Origin of the sequence: Muricoccus harenae, from assembly GCF_009848505.1 — a bacterium.
Classification (GTDB): Bacteria; Pseudomonadota; Alphaproteobacteria; order Acetobacterales; family Acetobacteraceae; genus Roseomonas; species Roseomonas harenae.
In genome coordinates, this window is the sequence record NZ_WWDL01000014.1 from 41681 (window position 1) to 63029 (window position 21349).

Annotated in this window: 20 protein-coding genes; 7 read left to right on the top strand and 13 right to left on the bottom strand. The window is 69.5% G+C overall.

The features are described 5' to 3' along the window. Nucleotides 1-26: 26 nt before the first annotated feature. The gene (locus tag GSE44_RS11930) at nucleotides 27-932 is read right to left on the bottom strand and encodes a glycosyltransferase family 9 protein (RefSeq protein WP_159349114.1); all 906 of its coding nucleotides are present in this window, start codon (nucleotides 930-932) and stop codon (nucleotides 27-29) included. Nucleotides 933-1031: 99 nt separating this feature from the next. Here GSE44_RS11930 and ygfZ point away from each other — a divergent pair, with 99 nt between their 5' ends. After that, nucleotides 1032-1847 (top strand): CAF17-like 4Fe-4S cluster assembly/insertion protein YgfZ, encoded by an 816-nt coding sequence (ygfZ, locus tag GSE44_RS11935; RefSeq protein ID WP_159349053.1) that lies wholly within the window; start codon nucleotides 1032-1034, stop codon nucleotides 1845-1847. 16 nt (nucleotides 1848-1863) lie between these two features. Here the strand turns inward: ygfZ and GSE44_RS11940 are convergent, their stop codons facing one another. The 6 genes from GSE44_RS11940 to GSE44_RS11960 all read right to left on the bottom strand — a co-directional run bounded on the left by GSE44_RS11940 (nucleotide 1864) and on the right by GSE44_RS11960 (nucleotide 6482). After that, a complete protein-coding gene (locus GSE44_RS11940; RefSeq protein WP_159349054.1) occupies nucleotides 1864-2118 on the bottom strand; it encodes a hypothetical protein in 255 nt (84 codons plus the stop codon). 47 nt (nucleotides 2119-2165) lie between these two features. Next, the gene (locus GSE44_RS11945; protein ID WP_159349055.1) at nucleotides 2166-2930 is read right to left on the bottom strand and encodes a DUF1194 domain-containing protein; all 765 of its coding nucleotides are present in this window, start codon (nucleotides 2928-2930) and stop codon (nucleotides 2166-2168) included. Between the two features lie 241 nt (nucleotides 2931-3171). Beyond that, nucleotides 3172-4365 carry a DUF1501 domain-containing protein gene (locus tag GSE44_RS11950; RefSeq protein WP_159349056.1) on the bottom strand — a complete coding sequence of 398 codons (1194 nt, stop codon included), beginning with the start codon at nucleotides 4363-4365 and terminating at the stop codon, nucleotides 3172-3174. Next, the gene (locus GSE44_RS11955) at nucleotides 4362-5714 is read right to left on the bottom strand and encodes a DUF1800 domain-containing protein (protein WP_201306045.1); all 1353 of its coding nucleotides are present in this window, start codon (nucleotides 5712-5714) and stop codon (nucleotides 4362-4364) included. The genes GSE44_RS11950 and GSE44_RS11955 overlap by 4 nt, the downstream gene beginning before the upstream one ends. A gap of 111 nt (nucleotides 5715-5825) precedes the next feature. After that, nucleotides 5826-5951, bottom strand: a complete 126-nt coding sequence (locus GSE44_RS26235) for a hypothetical protein (RefSeq protein ID WP_268893654.1) — start codon at nucleotides 5949-5951, stop codon at nucleotides 5826-5828. Between the two features lie 15 nt (nucleotides 5952-5966). Continuing rightward, complete coding sequence (locus GSE44_RS11960; RefSeq protein WP_235924742.1) at nucleotides 5967-6482, bottom strand: hypothetical protein; 516 nt, start codon at nucleotides 6480-6482, stop codon at nucleotides 5967-5969. A 365-nt stretch (nucleotides 6483-6847) separates the two neighbouring features. Between GSE44_RS11960 and GSE44_RS11965 the strand changes: the two genes are divergently transcribed. The 6 genes from GSE44_RS11965 to GSE44_RS11990 all read left to right on the top strand — a co-directional run bounded on the left by GSE44_RS11965 (nucleotide 6848) and on the right by GSE44_RS11990 (nucleotide 14732). Then, a complete protein-coding gene (locus GSE44_RS11965; RefSeq protein WP_159349058.1) occupies nucleotides 6848-7753 on the top strand; it encodes a LysR family transcriptional regulator in 906 nt (301 codons plus the stop codon). Between the two features lie 141 nt (nucleotides 7754-7894). Continuing rightward, nucleotides 7895-8989: a TRAP transporter substrate-binding protein gene (locus tag GSE44_RS11970; RefSeq protein ID WP_159349059.1), complete on the top strand. Its 1095-nt coding sequence runs from the start codon at nucleotides 7895-7897 to the stop codon at nucleotides 8987-8989. Further along, nucleotides 8986-9612: a TRAP transporter small permease subunit gene (locus GSE44_RS11975; RefSeq protein ID WP_159349060.1), complete on the top strand. Its 627-nt coding sequence runs from the start codon at nucleotides 8986-8988 to the stop codon at nucleotides 9610-9612. Before GSE44_RS11970 ends, GSE44_RS11975 begins: the two co-directional genes overlap by 4 nt. Then, a complete protein-coding gene (locus tag GSE44_RS11980) occupies nucleotides 9609-10973 on the top strand; it encodes a TRAP transporter large permease (RefSeq protein WP_159349061.1) in 1365 nt (454 codons plus the stop codon). The genes GSE44_RS11975 and GSE44_RS11980 overlap by 4 nt, the downstream gene beginning before the upstream one ends. Before the next feature lie 100 nt (nucleotides 10974-11073). Beyond that, nucleotides 11074-13107 carry a hydantoinase/oxoprolinase family protein gene (locus GSE44_RS11985; protein WP_159349062.1) on the top strand — a complete coding sequence of 678 codons (2034 nt, stop codon included), beginning with the start codon at nucleotides 11074-11076 and terminating at the stop codon, nucleotides 13105-13107. Then, the gene (locus GSE44_RS11990; protein ID WP_235924743.1) at nucleotides 13104-14732 is read left to right on the top strand and encodes a hydantoinase B/oxoprolinase family protein; all 1629 of its coding nucleotides are present in this window, start codon (nucleotides 13104-13106) and stop codon (nucleotides 14730-14732) included. Before GSE44_RS11985 ends, GSE44_RS11990 begins: the two co-directional genes overlap by 4 nt. An 18-nt stretch (nucleotides 14733-14750) precedes the next feature. On the opposite strand, the gene GSE44_RS11995 is transcribed toward GSE44_RS11990, so the two are convergent. From GSE44_RS11995 to GSE44_RS12020, 6 genes are read right to left on the bottom strand one after another with little or no spacing between them, the layout of a single operon-like run. Next, nucleotides 14751-15659, bottom strand: coding sequence for an alpha/beta hydrolase (locus GSE44_RS11995; protein ID WP_201306046.1), 909 nt, complete (start codon nucleotides 15657-15659; stop codon nucleotides 14751-14753). A gap of 29 nt (nucleotides 15660-15688) precedes the next feature. Continuing rightward, the gene (locus tag GSE44_RS12000; protein ID WP_159349063.1) at nucleotides 15689-16675 is read right to left on the bottom strand and encodes a Bug family tripartite tricarboxylate transporter substrate binding protein; all 987 of its coding nucleotides are present in this window, start codon (nucleotides 16673-16675) and stop codon (nucleotides 15689-15691) included. Between the two features lie 52 nt (nucleotides 16676-16727). Next, nucleotides 16728-17720, bottom strand: a complete 993-nt coding sequence (locus GSE44_RS12005) for a substrate-binding domain-containing protein (RefSeq protein ID WP_159349064.1) — start codon at nucleotides 17718-17720, stop codon at nucleotides 16728-16730. Between the two features lie 5 nt (nucleotides 17721-17725). Next, on the bottom strand, nucleotides 17726-19870 hold the full coding sequence (locus GSE44_RS12010; RefSeq protein ID WP_201306047.1) for a xanthine dehydrogenase family protein molybdopterin-binding subunit: 2145 nt from the start codon (nucleotides 19868-19870) through the stop codon (nucleotides 17726-17728). Next, nucleotides 19867-20343 (bottom strand): (2Fe-2S)-binding protein, encoded by a 477-nt coding sequence (locus tag GSE44_RS12015; RefSeq protein WP_159349065.1) that lies wholly within the window; start codon nucleotides 20341-20343, stop codon nucleotides 19867-19869. Before GSE44_RS12015 ends, GSE44_RS12010 begins: the two co-directional genes overlap by 4 nt. Then, nucleotides 20344-21321 carry a tripartite tricarboxylate transporter substrate binding protein gene (locus tag GSE44_RS12020; RefSeq protein WP_159349066.1) on the bottom strand — a complete coding sequence of 326 codons (978 nt, stop codon included), beginning with the start codon at nucleotides 21319-21321 and terminating at the stop codon, nucleotides 20344-20346. Nucleotides 21322-21349 lie beyond the last annotated feature (28 nt).

Consider the following 21349-nt stretch of genomic DNA (forward strand, 5'->3'; position numbering starts at 1 on the left):
GAGACAAGCCAGGACCGGGACGCGCCTCACGCCGGAACCGCGCTCGGCAACAGTGCCCGGGCAGCATCCAGCACCTGCGCTACCTCCAGCCCCTGCATCGTGGCATCCGGCGCGACCACTGCCTGCGCCGCGCGGCCAACCGGCGCGTATTCCCCGGCCGGCGTCGGCCCGAATAGACCCAGCGTCGGGGCCCCTGTGGCCGCCGAGAGATGCATGAGCCCCGAATCATTCCCCACGAAAAGCCGCCCGCGCGCGAGCAGGGCCGCCGCCTCCGGCAGGGCGAGTTGGCCAACCAGATCCAGCGCCTCGGGCAGGGCCGCCACCACGGGCGCGGCCATGATGCGCTCGGCCTCGCCGGGCCCGCCCAGCAACACCGGGCGGGCACCGGCCAGCGGGGAACCCGGGGCGAGCAGGGCCCGGGCCAGCGCCACGAAGCGCTCGGCCGGCCAAACCTTGCCATCCCAGTTGGCGGTCGGGCCGAGCGCCAGGATCGGCCGGTCGTCCCCTAGCAGCGACGCAATGCGTGCCATGTCCTCCGGCGCGAACCAGGCAACCGGCTTCGGCGGCTGGTCCAGCCGCAGCACCTCGGCGATATGGCCCAGCCGGTGTCCGGGGCGTCGCCCGCCGCGCATCACTGCCCGCCGCCGCGCCGGCACCAGCCAGCCGAGCGCCGAGCCGCGCAGGTCCACCACCAGGTCCCAGAAGGTGGTCGCCACCTGCGCCCAGAGATGCAGCCAGTGCATCGACCAGGGGCGCTTGGCCACCACGATGGTCCGCTCCCGCTGCGGCATGCGCGCGAAGACCCCCTCTGCGACCGGACCGCAGGCGACGGTGATCCGCGCATTCGGGTAGCTGCGCAGCAGGTGGTCCAGCAGGCCGGTGGAGAGGACGGCGTCGCCGATCCGCGTGGAGGTGACGAAGAGGATCTGCATGGGCGCGGGGTGTGTAGCACGGCGCGGGCGGGATAAGGCCAGCCGCCGCTTGCGCATGGCAGCTTGCACGGGACGCGCCGGCATCCGATGTCCTCCCACATGCCCAGCGCCCTCCTTCCCGATCGAGGCCTCGTGGAGGTCTCCGGCCCTGACCGGGCCAGCTTCCTGCAGGGCCTCGTCTCCAATGACGTGGCGGCGCTGGGCGAGGGCATGGCCTGGGCCGCCCTCCTCTCCCCTCAGGGTAAGTGGATCAGCGACTTCCTGGCCTTCGAGGCGCCGGAGATCGCCCCGGACGCCATCCTGCTGGACTGCGTGCGGGAGGATGCGGCCATGGTGGTGGAACGCCTCTCGCGCTTCCGCCTGCGCTCCAAGGTCGCGCTGCGGGACCGTTCAGGCGAGGTGGCGGTGGGTGCCATCTGGGGCGGGGAGCCACCCCTTGGCGCGCTGGCGCGCCGGGATCCGCGGGTGGCGGAGGCGGGGTGGCGGGTCTATGGCGCGGCGCTCGGCGGCGATCCAGCGGATTACGACCAACACCGGCTGGAGCTCGGCCTACCCGATGGCGTGCGGGACCTCGACCGGGACAAGACCGTGCTGCTGGAGGCCGGCTTCGACGAGTTGCACGGCATTGCCTGGGACAAGGGCTGCTACATGGGCCAGGAGCTGACGGCCCGGACCCGCTATCGCGGCCTGCTCAAGCGCCGCCTCGTGCCCGTGACCATTGAGGGCCCGGTGCCCCCGCGCGACACGCCGGTGATGCGCGATGGCGCGCTGGTCGGTGAGATGCGATCCGGCCGGGATGGGCGTGGCCTAGCCCTGCTGCGGCTCGAAGCCGTGCCGACACGGACGCTGAGCTGTGGTGACGCGGTGCTGCGGCCACGGATCCCCGCATGGATGCACCTGCCGGCCACGGCTTGAGGCCGGCGAAGGCGCGTCAGCGCCTATCGGGGCGGCGCATGCCCCAGGCGCGCGGCGGCGGCTTCGGGCCCATCACCTCGTCGATCTCGGCCTTGGCCTGGTTCACCAGGTCGATCAGCAGCGGCGAGTTGGTCTCCGGCTTCACCTCACGGGACCGGCCCAGCCGCGCAGGCGGGTGAACCACGACGGAGCAGGTGCCGTTGCCACGCTCCTCGATCTCAAGGACATGCTGCCGGTAATCACGGGTTGAAACGATTGTCAGACGGGCCATGGCGGTGGCTACCGCAAGATACGGGCCACCGGAAGCCTCGATCCGTCCTAGGCCGCCACCCGGTCGACCTGCGGCAGGCCGGCGAAGCGCGTACCGACGTCGATACCGGCAATTTCCCGCGCAATCTTGCGGCGCACGGCGCGGTCGAAGGCCTCGAAGCCCTCGGCCACCACCAGGAAGGCGCCCGGACCACCGATCACCTCATCGCGGTAGTATTCCTCGAGCGCAGCGGCCCCGTTGCCCGGGCCGGGCGCGCGGTCCAGCACGGCGAGGCCGTTCATGACGATGCCTTCCTCGAGCATGCGGGTCCGAACCCCTTCCAGCCGCCGGCCGGAGTTGTTCATGCCGTCGCCCGAGATGTCGAGCACGCGCCGCGTCGGCTCGAAGCGGTTCTGGCCATAAAGCTGCAGCGCATGCTCCATGGCGCCGGAGATGGAGGTGTAGCTCCAGGTGCGGCGGGGCGCGGCGTCGATGGCAGCGGCGAAGCGCTCGGCGGAGGCCTCGCCGTCGATCCGCATCCAGGGGACGAGGTCCTCCTGGCTGTCGGCATCCGACCAGGTGAAGAGCGAGCAGCCGATAGCGCCGATCTCGCCCCCCATGATGGAGCGGATAACATCCGGGTCGCGGAAGGCGGCCGCATAGCCGCGCATCTGCGTCTCATGCTCCTCGGCATCGATGGAACGGCTGACGTCCACCGCGAGGATCAGTTCGACATCGACGGGATCGGGCGTGGCTGCCCGGGCACCGCGGATGATGGTCGGGGCGCAGAGCACCCCAGCGCCCGCTAGGCGCATAAGTTGGCGTCGCTGCATCGGTCCCATCCTTGTGGAAGGTCCGTGGCCGGCTGTTATTGCCCGACTGGGGACTGGTTATTGTGCAATGCAACATAAAGGCCACCCCAAGCACTCACCAGACCGGGTGCCACATTTCTGCCTCGCTCTACGGGAATGGGTCAGTGGCTGTGGCCAATATGCCGCAAGTAATCGGGCAGCAGGTCGGACGAAACGAAGAGTGCTGCCTTGGCCCGCAGGGAGGCGTGCCCTGGCCGCTTTGTCAGGCCTGGATCAGCCCGGCGAAAGGGCGGACCGGGACGGTATCGGGAAACACATCCGCCACCGCCGGCCGGGGGAATTGCAGGTGCTCCACCAGCACACCGGCCAGCACGGCGCGCAGGTCAGTGGTGGGGCGCAGGTCCCGGTCCTCGTTCAGCTCATGCGGTGCAAGGCCCGGCCAGTCCGCCAGCACGCGCCCGCCCTTCAGCCGCCCGCCCAGCAGCAGCGCTGCCGTGGCCATGCCGTGATCCGTGCCGCCCGTGCCGTTCAGTCGCGCCGTGCGGCCGAACTCGGTGACCACCACCACCACCATGTCCGACCAAACCGGCCCCAGCCCGTCCCGCAGCGCCGCCAGCGCATCGTCCAGCGCGGCCAGGCGGTTCGCCAGGACGCCCCGCGCGGTGCCCTGCTGCGCATGGGTGTCCCAGCCGTTCAATCCCAGCGCTGCAACGCGTGGGCCATCCGGCCGGGCCATGATCCGCGCGGCGGCCGCGGCCTCGCTGGCGAAGGCGGGCCGACCGGGAATGCGCTGGCCGGGGGCGCCGGGTGGCGTGGCCCGCATCAGCCTGTCCAGCGAGGCACCGGCCCGCAGCGCCTCCGCCAGGCGCGGGTCGCGCGCCTCGTAAAGGTCGAGGAGCCGCGTCACCAACTCGTTGTCGGCATAGCGGAAGCTCTGCAGCTGCCAGGTTTGCACCGGGGCCGGGCCCTGCATGATCACCGGCACCACCGGCGCCACCGCCAGCCCCCTGGGCGGCGCCACGCGCTCGCCCCGCGGCAAGGCGGTCAGGGCGCGGTTGAGCCAGCCGGTGCGATCCCCCGTGGTGACGCGGGGCAGGCCGCTTTCCAGCATGTCCTGCCCGTCGAAATGGGAACGGCCACGATAGGGGGTGTGGGTGGCGTGCAGCGCCAGCGCCTCGCCCTCGCGGAACATCGCCAGCAGTTGCGGCATGCTGGCATGGAGGGAGAACAGGCTGTCCAGCGGCACGGCTTCACCCGCATCGGCTCCGCGCAGTGCGGCGAAGGCCGGATCGCCCACCGGCTGAAGCATGGAGATGCCATCCAGCCCGCCGCGCAGGATCACCACCAGCAGCCGGGGATCGCGCCCGGTGGCGGCGGCCAGCCGCGGCGCATAGGGCCAGGCGAAGAGCGCGCCGAGGCTGCGGAGGACGGCGCGGCGCATTACGGAATGGGTCATCGCCTCTGGAACTCCGGCGAGAGGAGGAGAAGGGCCAGCGCCTGGCGTCCCTCGGAGGCGCGTGCCACCGCCTGCCGCGTCTCGGCGCTGGCGGCGGGGCCGAAGGCGGCATCGAGCAGGGCGCGGGCATCCAGCCCGGGCGGCAGGCGGGTCGCCAGCTCGGCGGCCCAGTCCAGCCGGGTCTTGATGGCATCCGGCGCCGCCCAGGCTTCGTCCTCGGCCGGCCAACCCTTGGGGGATGGCGGGGCACGATAGGGCTGGCCCATGGCGCGCAGGGAACGGTAGGGCGCCGGCCGGGGCGGCAGGCCCCCGAGCAGCCGGGCCGTGGCGAGGATCAGCTCCAGCGGGGAACGCAGCTTGCGTGGCGGGCCCCAGGCTTCGTCATCGGCGATCAGGGCGCGGGTGACGGCGCCGAGGTCGCCATCGGTGCGGCGGAAGACCTCCGCCATGCGCGCCTCCAGCCCCGGCAGGCCATGGCCGACGAAATGCCGCACCAGGCGGCGTGCCACATGCCGCGCGGTGGCGGGATGGCGGGCAAGGTCGTCCAGCACGGCCAGGGCCTGCTGCGGCCCCAGCCGCGCATAGGTCTTGCCCAGGATCACCTTCACCCCCGGCTCGTGCCGCTCCGGGAAGAAGCGCACGCGGCGCGGCTCCAGGCCCGCAGGCGATAGCTCCACAGACCAACCTGTCAGCGCCCTCGCGAAGGCGATGACGTCCTCCTGGGTGTAGCCGCCATCGACGCCCAGCGTGTGAAGCTCCAGCGCCTCCCGCGCGAGGTTCTCGTTCAGCCCCCGCCGGCCCCGCCCGCGCAGTCCCGAGGGCGAGTTCGGGCCGATGGAGGTGCGGTTGTCGAGATAGAACAGCATCGCCGCGTGCAGGATCGCGGCCTTCGCCAGATCAGCGAAGCGGCCCAGGAGATGCGGGCGGATCGCCTCGCGTTCATAGGCTTCGCTCAGATAGGCGGCGGCGCCCGATGTCGCGCTGGTCGTGAAGTGGTCGGCCCAGAACAGGGCCAGGCGCTCCTGCAGCGGCGATGGCGTCCGGGTCGCCAGTGCGATGCGGGCCTGCAGGGCTTCACCAAGCAGGTCGCCCGGGCGCAGGAAGCCCGCATCCTCTTGCATCATCCCCTCCCCGGAGGGGCGCAGCATCGCCTCGCGCCGGGCCATGATGAGGGCGAGGCCCGCATCGGAATCCGCCCCCTGCACCGGCGCCAGCGCTTCTGCCGGGCGGGCGAGCGCCGCCTCCGCCCAGCCGCGGGGATCGCGCGCCACAAGGGGCAGTTCGTCCGGCGCGGCACCGAGTCCGAAGCGGTTCACCGCCCAGAGCGCCATTTCCGCCTGTGCAGCCAAGGGCGGCTCCCTGCAGATTTCCGGAGTGTCCCCGTTAGCGAGCGCCCCGGCCGATTGACAGTCAAGAAATGCGTAGGGCCGCGGCGCCTTCTCCGGTGGGCAGGCCCGCCTTCAGAGGTAGTGATGCGCCATAAAGGGTGCGTCATGCTGACGGCAGAAGCCCAGCTCCGCCTGGACCTTTTCCGTGAGCGCCGCAACCGTCTCCGGCTTCAGGTCACGGCAGAAGCGCCCGGGCATCACATCGGCGCCCTCTCAGGCGCCGCCCCCCTTGAGCCAGCGGTCATTCCCGGTAACGGCTTCCGGCCGCTCGCTCCGCAGCACCTCGGCCACTTCCGACGGCGCGCGGCCGAAGACGCGGCAGAGATTGTCCATCATGTAGTCAAATGCCGAGACAAGCTGGTTGTAGGACGTCCAGGTGACGCCCTCCCCCATCGGCCCGTCGGCAAGGCTGCGCATCAGCTTGTAGATCGAGGCGTTGTTGCGGCCGAGCACGTACCGGTCGATCCCCATCTCCAGCACCTTGCGGCGCTTCTCCTCGGCCACCTCCGGCGGATCGTCGTTCGGGTGCTGCAGGGCCCACCAATACTGGTTGTAGGCCAGGTCACGCGGATCGCGGAAATGCCCGATGATGCGGAAGGCCGAGAGATCGAGCGTGGGGTCCCAATTGCGCGGTCCGCGGAACCAGTAGAGGACCTCCCCGGCCGTCGGATCGAGGAAGGTCACGCCTTCGCGCTTCTCAAGCGATGCCGGCGCCGCGGCCGCGTGCATCCTGATGGATTTGCCCCGATCTTCTGGAGGATCCGCAGCATTGATCCAGTGCCGGAGTTGGGCGAGCAGAAGAAGATGTAGGCCATGGCTGCTGCTACCCCTTACGGCGCGCAGGTGCCAGGGCTCCGCGGCGATCGTGAAGTCCTCGCTTCCTCGCGATGGCGTGGCGCAGGGGAGGAACGCGGTGACCATCCTGCGGCCGCATCGCGCTCCGGCGGCCGGGCCATAGCAGGGCCCGGAGCCTGGCCAGCAGCCCCCCTGGCTGCAAGGCGACGGAACTTGGAGAGCAAGGGGGCCATCGCCGTCCAGGCTGGTCCGGGACATGCTTGCGCCCTTGGCAGGTCAAGCGCCCGGAGGCGAGCCGATTGGTCGAGTTCCGAAGTCTGGAGGTGTTTTACTGGGTGGCAACACTGCGCAGCTTCGGCCGCGCGGCGGAGCGCCTCTACACCACCCAGCCCGCCGTTTCCCAGCGAATTGCCGCGCTGGAGGAGGAGTTCGGCGGCCGCCTGCTGGAACGCGCGGGTCGCGGCGCCGTGCCCACTCCCAAGGGCCGACTGCTGCTGGACCATGCGGACCGGCTGCTCCGCATGCGCGCCGAGATGATCCGGGCGGTTGCGGCGCCGGGGGTAGTGAGCGGACTGGTGCGGCTGGGCGTGTCGGAAACCATCGTGCAGACCTGGCTGCCGGAGTTCATCGAACGCGTCAGCCGAGAGCATCCCTCGGTGACCTTCGACATCGAGGTGGATGTGACGCCGCGCATGAAGGCCAGCCTGCTGCGGCAGGAGCTGGACCTCGCCTTCCTCGTGGGGCCGATCGCGGAGCCGGACTTCGTCGACCTCGAGCTCTGCGCCTTCCCGCATGCCTTCGCCTGCAGCCCCCGGCTGGGGCTGGGCCCAGGGCGCGTGCCGGCCGAGGCGCTGCTGCGGCGCGCCTTCATCACCTATCCGCGCAGCACGGCGAACTACCAGCATCTGCAGCAGGCCTTCCGGGAGCGCATGACGGCACGGCCGCGAATCCATGTCAGCTCCTCCATCGCCACCATCATCCGCATGGCGGTGGACGGAATCGGCATCAGCATGATTCCCGAAGCAGTGATGCGCCCCGAGCTCGCGCGGGGCGAGCTTCATCTGCTGGACACCGGGCTGGAGCTGCCGCCGATCCAGTTCACCGCCACCTATCGCATGGCGCCGGATGCCACGCTGATCGCGATGCTTGCCTGCATCGCAGTCGAAGTGGCGCGATCCTTTGCACGGCCCGATAAGCTGGAATGATGGAAAGCGGTTCGATTTGATGATTTGATCCGTATCGCGGGCCGCGCCCTACTGCGCGGACCAAAACGGGACCGCACGCCAGAAGGACGGCCCGACCATGCCAGGCACCGCGGCCCCCAACGCCCTGGAGGACCGAGACGCATGATCCGTCGCAACCTGACCCGCGCCGTGGTGGCCTGCCTGGCCCTGGCGGCAGGACCCGCGGGCTTGTCCCAGGCCTTCGCGCAGATGCCCGAAAGCCTGCCCGCCGGTCCGGCCCTGCGCATGTCGGCCGTCACGCAGCCCTTGCCCACCATGCCGCAGTTCACGCGGGTGGATGTGCCCTATCTGCGGGAGGCGCTGTCCCAGCGCTCGAACGGGCGGATCACCATGCAGCTCTCCTCCCATGCCGAGCGCAACCTCGGGGGCAACGAGATCGTGCGGCTGGTGCGCTCCGGCCAGGTGGATATCGGCGCCGGCACACTTTCCACCCTCTCGGGCGACGTGCCGATCCTGGACGGCATCGACCTGGCAGGGCTGAGCCCGGATATCGAGCAGGCGAAGAAGATCGCCGAGGCCATCATGCCGGCCGCCAACCGCGACCTGGAGCGTTTCGGCGCGCGGATCATGCTGATCTACCCCTTCCCCGCGCAGGTGCTGTTCTGCCGCCAGCCCTTCACCACGCTGGGCGACCTGCGTGGCCGGAAGGTGCGCACCTTCGGCAATTCGCTGAACGACCTGATGACCACCATCGGTGCGCAGCCCGTCAGCATCGGCTTCCCCGAGGTGTACAGCGCACTGGAGCGCGGCGTGGCCGATTGCGCCGTGACGGGCACAGGCAGCGGCGCCTCCGCACGCTGGCCGGAGGTTTCCACCCATATCTCCGACCTGCCACTTTCCTGGTCTCTCGCCGGCTATATGGTCAATCTCACCTGGTGGAACCGGCTGGATCCGACAGTGAGGGCCTTCCTGGAAGGCACCTTCCGCGAGATGAACGATAAGCTGTGGGAGCTCGGCGCCGCGGCCACGCGGGACGGCATCGCCTGCAACACCGGCGTCGCGGCCGAGTGCAAGCTGCATCCGCTGGCCCCTCGCCCGATGACCGAGGTGCGCGCGACCGAAGCCGACCGCGCGCTGGTGCAGACCACCTTCCGCAACGTCGTGCTGCCAAATTGGGTGCAGCGCTGCGGCGCGCGCTGCGGCGAAACCTACAACCAGATCGTCGCCCCCATCGGCGGCGTGGAGTATCGCCGTTGAGCGACACCACCCCCGCGCCACTTCGCGTGGCGCGGGGCCTCACACGGGTGGTGACGCGTATCGCGGCGTTGATGGCCTATCTGGCCGGGTGGAACTACGTGGCCTGCGCCGCCCTGATCACCTTCGACGTGGTGGGGCGGAGCCTTCTGGGCTTTTCCAGTGCCGCCACGGTGGAGATCAGCAGCTACATGCTGGCCTGCGGCATCGCCTGGTCGCTGGCGCATACGCTGGCACGGCGTGCGCATATCCGCGTGGACGTGCTGGTGAACCGCATGAGGCTGCGCAACCGCGCCTGGCTGCATGTGCTGTCCCTCGCCCTGCTGGCGGGTTTCGCCGGCTTCATCGCCTGGGCCGGCTGGCAGGTGCTGGAGGAATCCATGCTGTTCGACGCGCATGACAACAGCGCGCTTCGCATCCCCATCGACATTCCTCAGGGTATCTGGGCCTTCGGGCTGCTGTCCTTCCTGGTGATGTCGCTGGTGCTGCTGCTGGAAGCCAGCCTTGCCCTGGCCTTCGGTCGCGTGGAGGAGGTGGATGCGCTGCTCGGCTCGCGCTCCGTTAATGATGAGACACAGGAGGCGCTGGAGGCCGTGGCCATGGCGCGGGAGGAGCAGCCGGCATGATCGCGATCGTCTTCCTCCTGAGTCTCCTCGCCGTGCTGGTCTTCGCGGCGGCAGGCACGGGGCAGTCCCTGCCCATCGCCGAGATCCTGGGGTTGATTGCCGTCTTCGTCGTGTTCTTCGGCGCGGGCGTGCATGTGGCGGCGGTGCTGGGCATCCTGGCGGTGCTGACGGGCTTCATCTTCTCCGACCGCCCGTTCTGGCTCTTCGCCGGCCAGACCTTCTGGGGGCCGTCGAGCAACTTCGTGCTGATTGCCGTGCCGCTGTTCCTCCTGATGGGCGAGATCCTGCTCCGGGCGGGGCTGTCGGACCGGCTCTATAAGTCGCTGAACGTCTGGCTGAACCGGCTGCCGGGCGGGCTGCTGCATACGAATATCGCCTCCTGCGCGCTGTTCTCCGCCATCTCCGGTTCCTCCGTCGCCACCGCGGCGACCATGGGCTCGGTCGCCCTGCCCTATTTCAACGACACGAAATACAGCCAGCGCATGGTGCTCGGCTCGCTCGCGGCCGGCGGCGCCATGGGCAACCTGATCCCGCCCGGGATCACCTTCATCGTCTATGGGCTGATCACCGAAACCTCAGTCGGCGCGCTTTACGTCGCGGCGATCCTGCCGAGCGTGCTCGTCACACTGCTCTTCGCCGGCGTCATCACCGTGCACGGGTTGCGCAACCCGCTCGACCGGCCACCATCGCTGCCGCTTTCGGTGAAGCTGCGCTCCCTGGCCGGGTTGGTGCCCACCATGGCGCTGATCGTCATGGTGCTCGGCTCCATCTATGGCGGCTATGCCACCCCCACCGAGGCGGCGGCGCTGGGCGTGGCGGGGGCGCTGTTCTTCGCCGCCATAGAGGGCAAGCTCACCTTCCACATGCTCAACGCCTCGGCCGAGGCGACGGCACGGAACACGGCGCTGCTGGGGCTCATCATCCTCGGCGCCTATCTGCTGAACTACATCCTGACGTTGATCAACGTACCCCAGGCGCTCGCCGAGATGATCTCGCACCTGCCAGTGCCGCCCTGGGCGATCATGCTCGCGATCATCGGCATGTACTTCGCCCTCGGCACCTTCATGGAGGGCTTCTCCATGATCATCACCACCGTGCCCGTGGTTTTTCCCATCGTCGTGGCGCTGGGATACGACCCGATCTGGTTCGGCGTGGTGGTGACGATGCTGGTGGAGATCGCACAGATCAGCCCGCCGGACGGCACCGTGATGTATGTGCTGCAGGGCATGCGTCCCAAGGGCGGGCCGATCACCGATGTGTTCGCGGGGGTGATGCCCTTCCTGCTGGCCTATCTCCTGGCGGTCGGGCTGCTGCTGATCTGGCCCGCCATCGCCCTCTGGCCTCTCCACTTCATGAGCTAGGCGCTCCACCCGCCGGCACGTCCGGCGCTTCGACGACACCACTCGCCCCGCGCCCCGCAGGGGCACGCCGCCCCCATCTTGCCCGGAGTTCCCGCACACCATGGAGCCCTTCATCCGGATCGGCATCGACATCGGTGGTACCTTCACCGACCTGCAGATCCTCGACGAACGCAGCGGCGCGCTGCGCAGCCTCAAAACCCCCACCACCCCGGAAGACCCGTCCATCGGCCTGCTGACGGGCATCGGGGAGGCCGCCACGCGCTTCGGCTTCTCCATTGCCGACATCCGCATCCTGCTGCACGGCACGACCATTGCCACCAATGCCGTGCTGGAACGCAAGCTGGCGCGCGGCGTGCTGCTGACCACGGCGGGCTTCGAGGATGTGCTGGAAATCGGCCGCCATGGGCGCCGGGACATCTATGGGCTGAAGCCGCATCAGGAGCCGCCCCTGATCGCGCGCGACCGCCGCCTCGGCCTGGCCGAGCGGATGCGCGCCGATGGCAGCATCGAAACCGCATTGGCAGCCGGAGCAGTCGATGCCGTCCTGCCGCGTCTCGATGCCCTTCGGGCGGAGGCGGTCGCCGTCTGCCTGCTGCATGCCCATGTGAACCCCGCGCATGAGCAGCTGGTTGCGGAACGGCTGCATCTGCTGCGCCCGGACCTGCCCGTTTCCATCTCCAGCGAGATCAGCCCGGAGATCCGGGAATACGAACGCTCCTCCACCACGGTGCTGAATGCGTTGCTGATGCCGGTCGTCGGCAATTATCTCAGGCGGCTGACGGCCCGCATGGCGGAAGCGGGGCTGACCGCCCGGCTGCTGCTGGTGCAGTCCAATGGCGGCGTGTGCAGCCCGGATGTGGCCCGGCGCCAGCCCGCGCGGCTGCTGCTGTCCGGCCCCAGCGGCGGCGCCCTGGCCACCTTGCGCATGGCGGAGACGCTGGATCGCCCGAACCTGCTCGGCGTCGACATGGGCGGCACAAGCTACGACGTCTGCGTGGTGCGCGATGGTGCCGTGACGCAGATGACCCAGGGCGAGATCGACCACCTGCCCGTTCGCCTGCCGATGGTGGAGATCCGGACCATCGGCTCTGGTGGCGGCTCCATCGCGGCGGTGGACGAGGCGGGACGGCTGCGCGTCGGCCCCCGCAGCGCCGGATCACGCCCCGGACCGGTCTGCTACGGGCGCGGAGGCACGGAACCGGCGGTGACGGATGCCGATCTCGCCCTCGGCCGACTCGATCCACGTTTCTTCCTCGGCGGCGCCATGGCGCTGGATCGCCTGGCTGCGGCCGCCGCCATCGCCGCGAAGGTGGGCGAGCCGCTCGGGCTCGGTACGGAGCAGGCGGCGGAAGGCATCCTGGCTGTCACCGATACCGGCCTCGCAGCCGCCGCGCGCCTCAGCCTCTTCGAGAAGGGCCTTGATCCGCGTGACTTCAGCCTTCTCTCCTTCGGTGGCGCCGGCGGGTTGCACGCGGTGCCGGTGGCAGAGGAGTTGGGCATCCGCGAAGTGGTTTTCCCCGCCGATGCCAGCACCTTCTCCGCCTTCGGCATCCTGCATTCGGACATTGTGCATGACCTCGCCCGCTCCCGCGTCATGCCGCTGACGGCCGATGCACTGCCCTGGGTCGGGCAAACCATGTCGGCGTTGCGTGTGCAGGGAGAAGCGTTGCTCGCCGCGGATGGTGTGTCTGAGGCCGACCGGCGCTTCGCCGTCTCCGCCGATCTGCGCTATCGCGGGCAGGCCTTCGAACTGGTGGTGCCCTGGCCGGAGGCACCCGCCCTCGATCCCCTGCTGGCGGATTTCCACGCGCTGCACGAGGCGCGCTTCTCCTACGCCAATCCCGAGGCTCCGGTGGAACTGGTCGCGCTGCGCATGGCCGTCACCGGCCTTCTGCCGCCCGTGCATGCCGAGCGAGCCGCCGGCCGGGGCGCGGACCGCGAGCCGGAGGCGCGCGAGACCTGGCTCGCCGGCGCCTGGCGCCGCATCCCCGTGCATCAGCGCGAGCGGATCACCGGCCCCGTCGACGGCCCCGCGCTGATCGAAGAGGAATACACCACCATCTTCCTGGCCGAGGGGTGGCGCTGCGCCCCCGGCCCGGCAGGCGCGCTGATCGCCCGGAAGGAGGCTGCATGAGCACGATGGATCCGGTTGCGCTGGAAATCCTGCGCAACGCCCTCACCGCCACTGCCGCCGAGATGGACGTGACGGTCTGGCGCACCAGCCGCTCCACCGTGGTGCGGGAACTGCTTGATTATTCCACCGCCGTCTTCGACCGCGGCGGTCAGAACGTCGCCCAGGCCGCCCGCATCCCCCAGCATCTGAACTCCATGGGCAGCGGGCTGCTGACCGTTCTGCGCGACCACCTGCCGGTGGAGCAATGGGAGGATGGCGACGTCATCATCACCAATGACCCGTATTGCGGCGGCCAGCATATCCCCGACATCCTCGCCTTCCGGCCCGTCTTCGTGGATGGGGTGCGGGTGGGGATCGTCGGGACTCTCTGCCATCATCTCGACATGGGCGGCATGGCCGCCGGCTCCTATGCCGCCGCGGCGACGGAGGTGTTCCAGGAAGGGCTGCGCATCCCGCCGCTGAAGCTCGTACGGCGCGGCGTGCTGAACGAGGACATCCTGGCGATGATGCGCCAGAACGTCCGCCGCCCGGACATGCTCTGGGGCGACCTGCAGGCGCAGCTCGCCTCGCTGGCGGTGGGCGAGGCAAATCTCCGCCGCCTCGCCATGCGCACGGGCACTGACACCTTCGTTGCGGCCTGCGCCCAGATGCTGGATGGCAGCGAACGTGCCATGCGCGCCATGATCGGCCGAATTCCCGACGGCCGCTACGAGTTCGAGGACTTCCTCGACGATGACGGCATCTCCCCCGATCCCGTCCGCATCCATGCGGCGGTGGAGGTGCGCGGGGAGGAGATCACCATCGATCTCTCCGGCTGCGGCAAGCAGGCGGTGGGGCCGATCAACGCCACCCTTGCCTCAGCGCAATCGGCCATCTCCTACAGCGTGATGGCGGTGTCGGATGCGGAAATCCCGGCCAATGCGGGCTGCTACCGCCCCATCCGTACCATCGCGCCGGAAGGGCTGATCGTGAACGCCCGGCATCCGGCGCCCGTAGCCAACCGCGTGGCCGTCACCCACCGCCTCGCCACCACCATCCTCGGCGCGCTGCACCAGGCGATCCCGGGGCGGGTGCCCGCCGCCTATTACGGCGTTTCCTATGTCTGCTCCTTCCAGACGATCGGGGCAGATGGAGAGCGCGGCGTGCTGGTGGAGATCGAGGTGGGCGGCAGCGGCGCCTATGCCGATCAGGATGGGCTCTCGGCCTATACCTTCGGCATGCACAACAACTCGAACATCCCGGCGGAGATGATCGAAAGCGAGATGCCGCTGACAATCGTAGGCTATGGGTTGCTGCCCGGCTCAGGCGGTGCGGGGCGGCATCGCGGCGGCCTCGGCCTGTTCCGCGAATGGCGCATCGACAGCCCGGAGGCCATCTTCACCGCAAATCTCGAGCGCTTCACCCACCGCCCCTATGGGTTGGAGGGCGGCGAGGCAGGGCGCGAAGGCCGCCTGTTCATTATCAGCAACGGCGAGCGCCGCGCCCTGGGATCGAAGGTGAACAACCTTCGCCTGAAGCGCGGCGACATCGTGCGGCTGGAGACCTCGGGCGGCGGCGGCTATGGCAGCCCGGCGGCCCGGCCGGCCGAGGCTCGCGCCCGCGATGCGGCCCTGGGCTATGCCTGAGGCCGCGCCGCCTGGGCACTACATCGCCCGTGCCGGCGGCCGCAGGAAGTCCTCGATCGCCTGGAAGAAGATGGCCCGGTTCTTCGACAGGTAGGAGACATGCGCCATTCCCGGGATCATCACGAAGCGCCGGTCATTCGTGCCGAGTTTCGCGAAGTAGTTCAGCAGGTCCTCCTCCGTGGCGATGCCGTCATGCTCGCCACGGACAATCATCACCGGGCAGCGCAGTTTCTCCGGCGTCACGACGGGAAGGTTGGCACACATGTCGAGATAGGTGCCGGTTGGCAACGTGTCCCCTAGCGCCAGCTCGGCATCCGCCAGCGCATCGGCGATCCCTTCCTCCGAGGTACCTGGCAGGTCCCGGTTGAAGATGGAATGGAAGAAGGCCCGGTCCGCCTTCCGCACATGGGAGGAGCGCCATTCCTCCAGGCGCTCACGCCGCTTGATCAGCGTCGGGGCGCCCTCGCCGGTATAGACGAAGGCATCGAGGATCACGCGTTCCACCCTATCCGGATAGGCCTCTCCGAACAGCGCCGCACGCAGGGCGCCGGAGGAGGAACCGTAGAACATCGCCGTCCTCTTGCCGGTGACCTCGAAGACCACATCGGTCGCCGCGCGCAGATCTTCGGCCGCCATGGAGAGGTTTGAATTGGACTGGGTACGGGAGGAGCGCCCGTACCCCTCGAAATCCATGGTCCAGACATCGAAGCCGCGGCGTGCGAACTCCTCCATGAAGGAGTAGCCCGGCTTGCCCGGCACATCGAGATCGAAGCCCGACTTGCCGCCAAAGGAAGAGCCATGGACGAGGAAGAGGATCGGCTGATCCCCTGCCCTGGCCAGGCGCTTGCGATAGACGGAGAGGCGCACATCACCCTTCTGCGCCCAGTGGTCCGTGGCTTCGATCGTGCCGCCCATATTCGTATCCATGTCCGTTCCTTTCCTGGAGGGTGCGCGCATCACTCGGGGCGCAGCCCGGCGTCGCGAATGAGGTTGCGCCAGCGCGGCACGCTTTCTTGCACCAGCGTGCCAAGCCGCTCCGGCGGCCCGCCGACGATCTCGAAGCCGGATTCCAGCAGCGTCTGTCGCACATGCGGCTCGGCAAGCACGGCATTCGACCATTCGTTCAGCCGCGAGACGATCGGGGCAGGCGTGCCTGCCGGGGCGAAGAGGCCATACCAGTTCGGCACGTCGTAGCCGGGCAGCGCCACCTCGGCGACCGTGGGAACATCCGGCAGCAAGGGGAAACGCCGTGGCGTGGTGATGGCCAGCGGCACCACCTGGCCGCCGCGGATCAGCCCGATCACCGCGCCCAGGGTGACGAAGGCTGCATCCACATTGCCCGCCATCAGGTCGTTCACAGGCGTAGAGCCGCCGCGGTAAGGAATGACCGACCAGCGCGCCCCCGTCTCATGCTGGATGACGGCACCGGAAAGATGTCCGCCGCTGCCGAAGCCGGAGATCGCGACCTGTAGCCGATTGGGATCGCGCTTCGCGATCTCCATGAACTGCGCGAAGCTCTTTGCCGGCCCGTTGCGATGGGTGACCAGAACATGCGGGATGCGCGCCATCAGATTGACGGGCGCATAGGCCGTAGTCGGATCATAGCCGGCATCACGGAACAGGCTGGGATTCACCGTGAGGGAATCCACCGCGACCAAAAGGTTCAACCCGTCCGGCGGCGATTGCGCCACGAGCTGGTAGGCCAGACTGCCCCCGGCGCCCGGCCGATTCTCCACGAAGAAGGACCCACGCCCCTTCTTCGTCAGCTCATCGGCCAGCACGCGCCCTATCGTGTCGGTAGAGCCGCCAGGCGCGACGGGCAGCACGATCCGCACAGGGCGAGAGGGATAGCCCTCCGCCGACTGCGCCCAACCAGGCCGCGCCGAGATCAGCCCAGTCGCTGCCAACGCCGCCAGACGGCGGCGCCCCATAGCCTGATGCATGTTCGTTCACTCCCACTCACCCCGTCTATTGCGGGCTTTTTGGCTGGGCGCGTCATGGCGCAGCATCCAGCACGCTCGGATGGAACAGGTCCTCCGGCGCGATCTCCCGCGCGGCGAGGCCATCGGCAACGGCGAAGCGGATCATGGCGGCCACCTCGTCGCGGTTGCGGCGGAAGCCGTAGGGCCAGGGGTCTCCGCCCATGATCCTCGTTTGCGCCTCCGCCTCCGCGGCAATCCAGGGCAGCGAGGCGCGCAGCACGTTCACCAGCGACAGGTCGGCCACCGCCATGGCACGGGCCCTGGCAAAGGCACGGAACAGCTCCAACGGCAGCCAGGGATGCGCCGCCGCCAACTCCTTGCGCAGGGCGACGCAATGCATGATCGGGAAGAAGCCGGTCGCGCGGAAATACGCCTCCTCCTCGCTCCTGTAGTCCGGGTAGAGGCGGTCCACGGGCGCGGAGCGGGCGACGAAGCAGGACGGTGGCCGCGGCCCGACCACGGCGTCGATCTCACCAGAGGCCAGCAGTCCGTTCAGCGTCTCCGTCGGACCAATCGGCTTCACGTCCAGATCGGCCGGAAGCTTCAGCGCCACGCGCTCGCTGCCGCCTGCCTCCTCCATCCCGCCGGTGCGCCAGGCAATGCCGCGCGTGTCCACGCCATAATGCTCGCGCAGGATGCCGCGCACCCAGAGCGCGGCCGTCTGCTGGTATTCCGGCAGGCCGATCCGCTTGCCCGCCAGATCCGCGGCCGTGCGAATGCCGCGATCCGTGCGGACATAGATGGCCGCATGGCGGAAGGCGCGGGAGGGGAAGACGGGAATGCCGATATAGGGCGCGTCGTCCCGCGCCGTGGTGACGATATGGCTGCCCATGGACAGTTCCGTCACGTCGAAGGCGCGGTCGCGCAGGGCGCGGCGGAAGATGTCCTCCGGCTCGCCCGGCAGCACGGTCAGGGTGACGCCGGGCACCTCCACGCGTCCATCCAGGATCGGGCGCGTGCGGTCGGAACTGGTGCAGGCCAGGGTGAGGCGCAGGGTATCGGGCAAGTTCGTCATTCCATGGCGGCAGCAAGGTTGTCGGGCGTGAAGGGCATGGCGCGGGGCCGGATCCCGAGGGCGGCATGGATGCCGCTTGCGATGGCGGCGATGGTGGGGCCGAGCGATGGTTCCCCCGCCCCCAGCGGCGGTGCATCACGAGGGCCGATCAGCCGCACCTCCACCGCCGGCACCTCCGAGAAGCGCAGCACGGGGTATGCGTCCCAGCTGTCGGTGGTGACGTTCAGCCGATCGAAATGCACAGCTTCCTTGAGGGCGATGGAGGTCGCCTGGATGGCGCCGCCCTCGATCTGGTTGATCACCCCGTCCGGATTGATCGCCTCGCCCACATCGGCCGCGATCCAGAGGCGGCGGCAGCGCACCACCTCGGCAGCTTCCACCTCCGCGGCCACCGCACACCAGCCGCCCGTGCCCTTGTAGCGCGCGACGGCGATGCCGGTGCCCACCCCTTCCCCGGCAGAGGCGCGCGGCCAGCCGCACATGGCTGCCACCTCGCGCAGCACGGCGGCGGCGCGTGGATCGTCTTCCAGATGGCGCAGGCGAAAGGCGACGGAATCCTGGCCGATGCGTTCCGCCAGTTCCTCCATCACGGATTCCGTGGCCCATACATTCAGCAACGCCCCCAGACCGCGCAGGGCGGAGCTCCGGATGGGCATCTCCAGCAGGCGGTGCATCGAGACGTCGAGCGACGGCACGCGATAGCCCGGCACCGAATTTCGCTGCCCGCCACCACCGCCCGCCATCGGTGCATCGATCGCGACGGGATAGGTGAAGGGCGGATCGATATAGGCGGAGGACAGCAGCGTGGGATCCTTCGCCCGACCAGGCCGCGAGGAATGCCCATTGCCGCGCAGCACCGTCTGCCAGCGGCAAAGCATTCCCTCGGCATCCACCGCGGCTTCAATCTCTGCCAGCGCGGCGGGGGAATGCGGAGACCAGGCCAGTTCCTCCGCCCGGCTCCACAGCACGCGCACCGGGCGGCCAGGATGGGCGCGGGCGACCAGCGCGGCATCCAGCGCCACGTCGTCGGCGCCATTGTGGCCGTAGCAGCCGGCGCCCTCCACATGGCGTACCATGATCCGCTCCGGCTCCAATCCGAGCACGGTCACGAGGTCCGCCCGCAGGTTGTAGATGCCCTGGCTGTGCGTCCACACCTCCACCGCGCCGTCCTGCCAGCGCGCGACGGCACAGGATGGGCCGATCGAGCCATGGGCGAGGAAGGGCCGCTGGAAACGCGCGGAGACCACATGCGCGGCTGCCGGCGCCGGATCGTCACGCCGCGCAACCTCGCTGGGCTGGGCGGGCGTGGCTTCGATCCATGCGGCAAGTTGGCCCTCCTCCGGCAGCGACTCCCGCACATCCCAATGCGCGCGGGCAGCGACACGCGCGGCCGCTGCTTCGGCCACCCATTCCTCGGAGGCGATGATGGCCAGAAGGTTGCCCTGCCGCAGTACGGACGCATCGCCAGGCAAGGGCCCGTCGCGGAGTTCCACCAGCGTCGCCACGCGCGCCGGCGGGCGCACCATCCGCGCATGCAGCATCCCGGGCAACCGCAGGTCATGCAGGTAGCGGGCTACCCCGAAAACCTTGTCGGGCAGGTCCAGCCGCGCCACCGGCTGCCCCGCGATCCAGCGGGCAGATGCCGATTTGGGCGGCACGTCCCCCCGTGCCTCGACGTCCAGCAGCACCTCTTCGGCCTGCGCCCAGTAGGACCCGACCGCTTCTCCATCCGGGCGCTTGAAGACCCCATCCTCCACATGAAGCACCTCCGCCGCCACGCCGGCGCGTTGTGCGGCGAGGCGGAGATGAAGCGCCCGCGCCTCGGCGCAGGCATGGCGGATGGCGATGCCGCTTTCCTGAATGGACAGGCTGCCGGAGGTCACCCCTTCATTCGGGCTGCCGGGCGTGGAGGCAGCCAGGATCCGGACGCGCTGCGGCGCGATATCCAACTCATCTGCCGCGATCTGCGCCAGCGCCGTCAAAATGCCCTGGCCAATCTCCACCTTGCCCGGCGTCACCGCCACGCTTCCATCGGCGGAGAAGCGCAGCCAGCGGAACAGGCGCGGCTCGGCGCGCAGGCTGCCGGGCAGGTCCGGGGCATTGCCCCCCTTCCCCATCGGGAAGCCGAAGGCGAGGTTCACGCCACAGCCCCTGCGCGCATCTCCCGCGCCGCGCGGTGCACCGCGCGGATCATGCGGTTCTGCGCCCCGCAGCGGCAGAGATGCGGCTCCAGCGCCGCCCGCACCGCCACCTCATCCGGATCCGGATTCCGCGCCAGCAGCGCCGCCGCGCTGACCAGTATGCCAGAGAGGCAATAGCCGCATTGCCCCGCCTGCTCCGCCAGGAAGGCTGCCTGCAGCGGATGCGGCGCCTCGGGCGTGCCCAGCCCCTCCACCGTGCCCAGGTGTCGTCCCGCCACGGCCTCCACCGGCAACGCGCAGGACGGGCGCGGCTCGCCATCCACAGTCACATAGCAGCAGCCGCAGGCCTCCTGCCCGCAACCGAAGCGCGGGCCGCTCAGCCCGAGTGGCCCGCGCAGCGCATGCAGCAGCGTCATGCCCTCCGCCGCCTCCACCTCGGCCGGCACACCGTTGAGGGTGAAGGCGACCCGCATTTAGTTAACCTCGATCCGGGCCATGCGGACGTAGTTGCCCTGCGTCTCGACATCCTTGCGCAGGAAGCTGTCGAACGCGGCGATCGACATCGCCATGGGCTGCGCGCCCTGCTTCTCCATCGCGGCTTTCGTCTCGGGCCGGGACAGCCAGGCATTCACCGCGCCGTTCAGCTTCTCCACGACGGGGCGCGGCGCCTGCGCCGGCACCATAAGCCCGAGCCAGATCGAGGCCTCGTAACCCGGCAGACCGGCCTCCGCGACAGTCGGCAACTCCGGCATCAGCGGGTCGCGCCGCGGCCCGGTGGTCGCCAGCGCCTTCGCCCGCCCGCCCGCCACATGCGGCTGCATGGTGGGAATGGCGTCGAACATCATCGGCACCGTGCCGGAGATGAGCGCCGTGCGGGCCTCGCCCGAGGAGCGGAAGGGAATGTGCTGGATCTCGATGCCCGCCATGGCGCGGAACACCTCGCCCGCGATGTGATACGGCGTGCCGGGGCCGGAGGAGGCGTAGTCGATCTTCCCAGGCTCCGCCTTTGCCTTCGCGATCAGCTCCGCCACGCTGTTCACGCCGAGCGAGGGGTGCACCGCCAGCACGTGATGCGCCACATTCACCGCCGCGGCCGCCCCCAGGTCCCGCAACAGCACATAGGGACGGTTCCGGATCAGCGTCTCGTTCGCCGTATGCGTGTTGGACATCATCAGGATCGTGTAGCCGTCGGGAGCCGCCTTCGCGACGGCATCCGTCCCGATCACCGCGCCTGCGCCGGGCCGGTTCTCCACGACGAATGGCTGGCCGAGGCTCTGCGACAGCGCTTCCGCCACGTTGCGTGCGGCAATGTCGGCGGAACCGCCCGCGCCGAAGGGCACGACGATCCGCACCGGCCGGTTCGGCCAGCCCGCATCCTGCGCGAGCGCGGGTGTGGCGAGGGCGCCAGCCGCGAGCGCCCCGAGCCCCCGCCGCGTAATGATGCCATTCATTGTTCCGTTCCTTCCCCAGCCCCTTGCG

What these genes read in the sequence shown, in the direction of transcription:
- GSE44_RS11990 (WP_235924743.1), top strand. Translation starts at nt 13,104, where the DNA reads ATGAGCACGATGGATCCGGTTGCGCTGGAAATCCTGCGCAACGCCCTC.
- GSE44_RS11950 (WP_159349056.1), bottom strand. Translation starts at nt 4,365, where the DNA reads ATGACCCATTCCGTAATGCGCCGCGCCGTCCTCCGCAGCCTCGGCGCG.
- GSE44_RS12020 (WP_159349066.1), bottom strand. Translation starts at nt 21,321, where the DNA reads ATGAATGGCATCATTACGCGGCGGGGGCTCGGGGCGCTCGCGGCTGGC.
- GSE44_RS11945 (WP_159349055.1), bottom strand. Translation starts at nt 2,930, where the DNA reads ATGCAGCGACGCCAACTTATGCGCCTAGCGGGCGCTGGGGTGCTCTGC.
- GSE44_RS11980 (WP_159349061.1), top strand. Translation starts at nt 9,609, where the DNA reads ATGATCGCGATCGTCTTCCTCCTGAGTCTCCTCGCCGTGCTGGTCTTC.
- GSE44_RS11995 (WP_201306046.1), bottom strand. Translation starts at nt 15,659, where the DNA reads ATGGATACGAATATGGGCGGCACGATCGAAGCCACGGACCACTGGGCG.
- GSE44_RS11940 (WP_159349054.1), bottom strand. Translation starts at nt 2,118, where the DNA reads ATGGCCCGTCTGACAATCGTTTCAACCCGTGATTACCGGCAGCATGTC.
- GSE44_RS11930 (WP_159349114.1), bottom strand. Translation starts at nt 932, where the DNA reads ATGCAGATCCTCTTCGTCACCTCCACGCGGATCGGCGACGCCGTCCTC.
- ygfZ (WP_159349053.1), top strand. Translation starts at nt 1,032, where the DNA reads ATGCCCAGCGCCCTCCTTCCCGATCGAGGCCTCGTGGAGGTCTCCGGC.
- GSE44_RS11985 (WP_159349062.1), top strand. Translation starts at nt 11,074, where the DNA reads ATGGAGCCCTTCATCCGGATCGGCATCGACATCGGTGGTACCTTCACC.
- GSE44_RS11960 (WP_235924742.1), bottom strand. Translation starts at nt 6,482, where the DNA reads ATGCACGCGGCCGCGGCGCCGGCATCGCTTGAGAAGCGCGAAGGCGTG.
- GSE44_RS12000 (WP_159349063.1), bottom strand. Translation starts at nt 16,675, where the DNA reads ATGCATCAGGCTATGGGGCGCCGCCGTCTGGCGGCGTTGGCAGCGACT.
- GSE44_RS12015 (WP_159349065.1), bottom strand. Translation starts at nt 20,343, where the DNA reads ATGCGGGTCGCCTTCACCCTCAACGGTGTGCCGGCCGAGGTGGAGGCG.
- GSE44_RS26235 (WP_268893654.1), bottom strand. Translation starts at nt 5,951, where the DNA reads ATGCCCGGGCGCTTCTGCCGTGACCTGAAGCCGGAGACGGTTGCGGCG.
- GSE44_RS11970 (WP_159349059.1), top strand. Translation starts at nt 7,895, where the DNA reads ATGATCCGTCGCAACCTGACCCGCGCCGTGGTGGCCTGCCTGGCCCTG.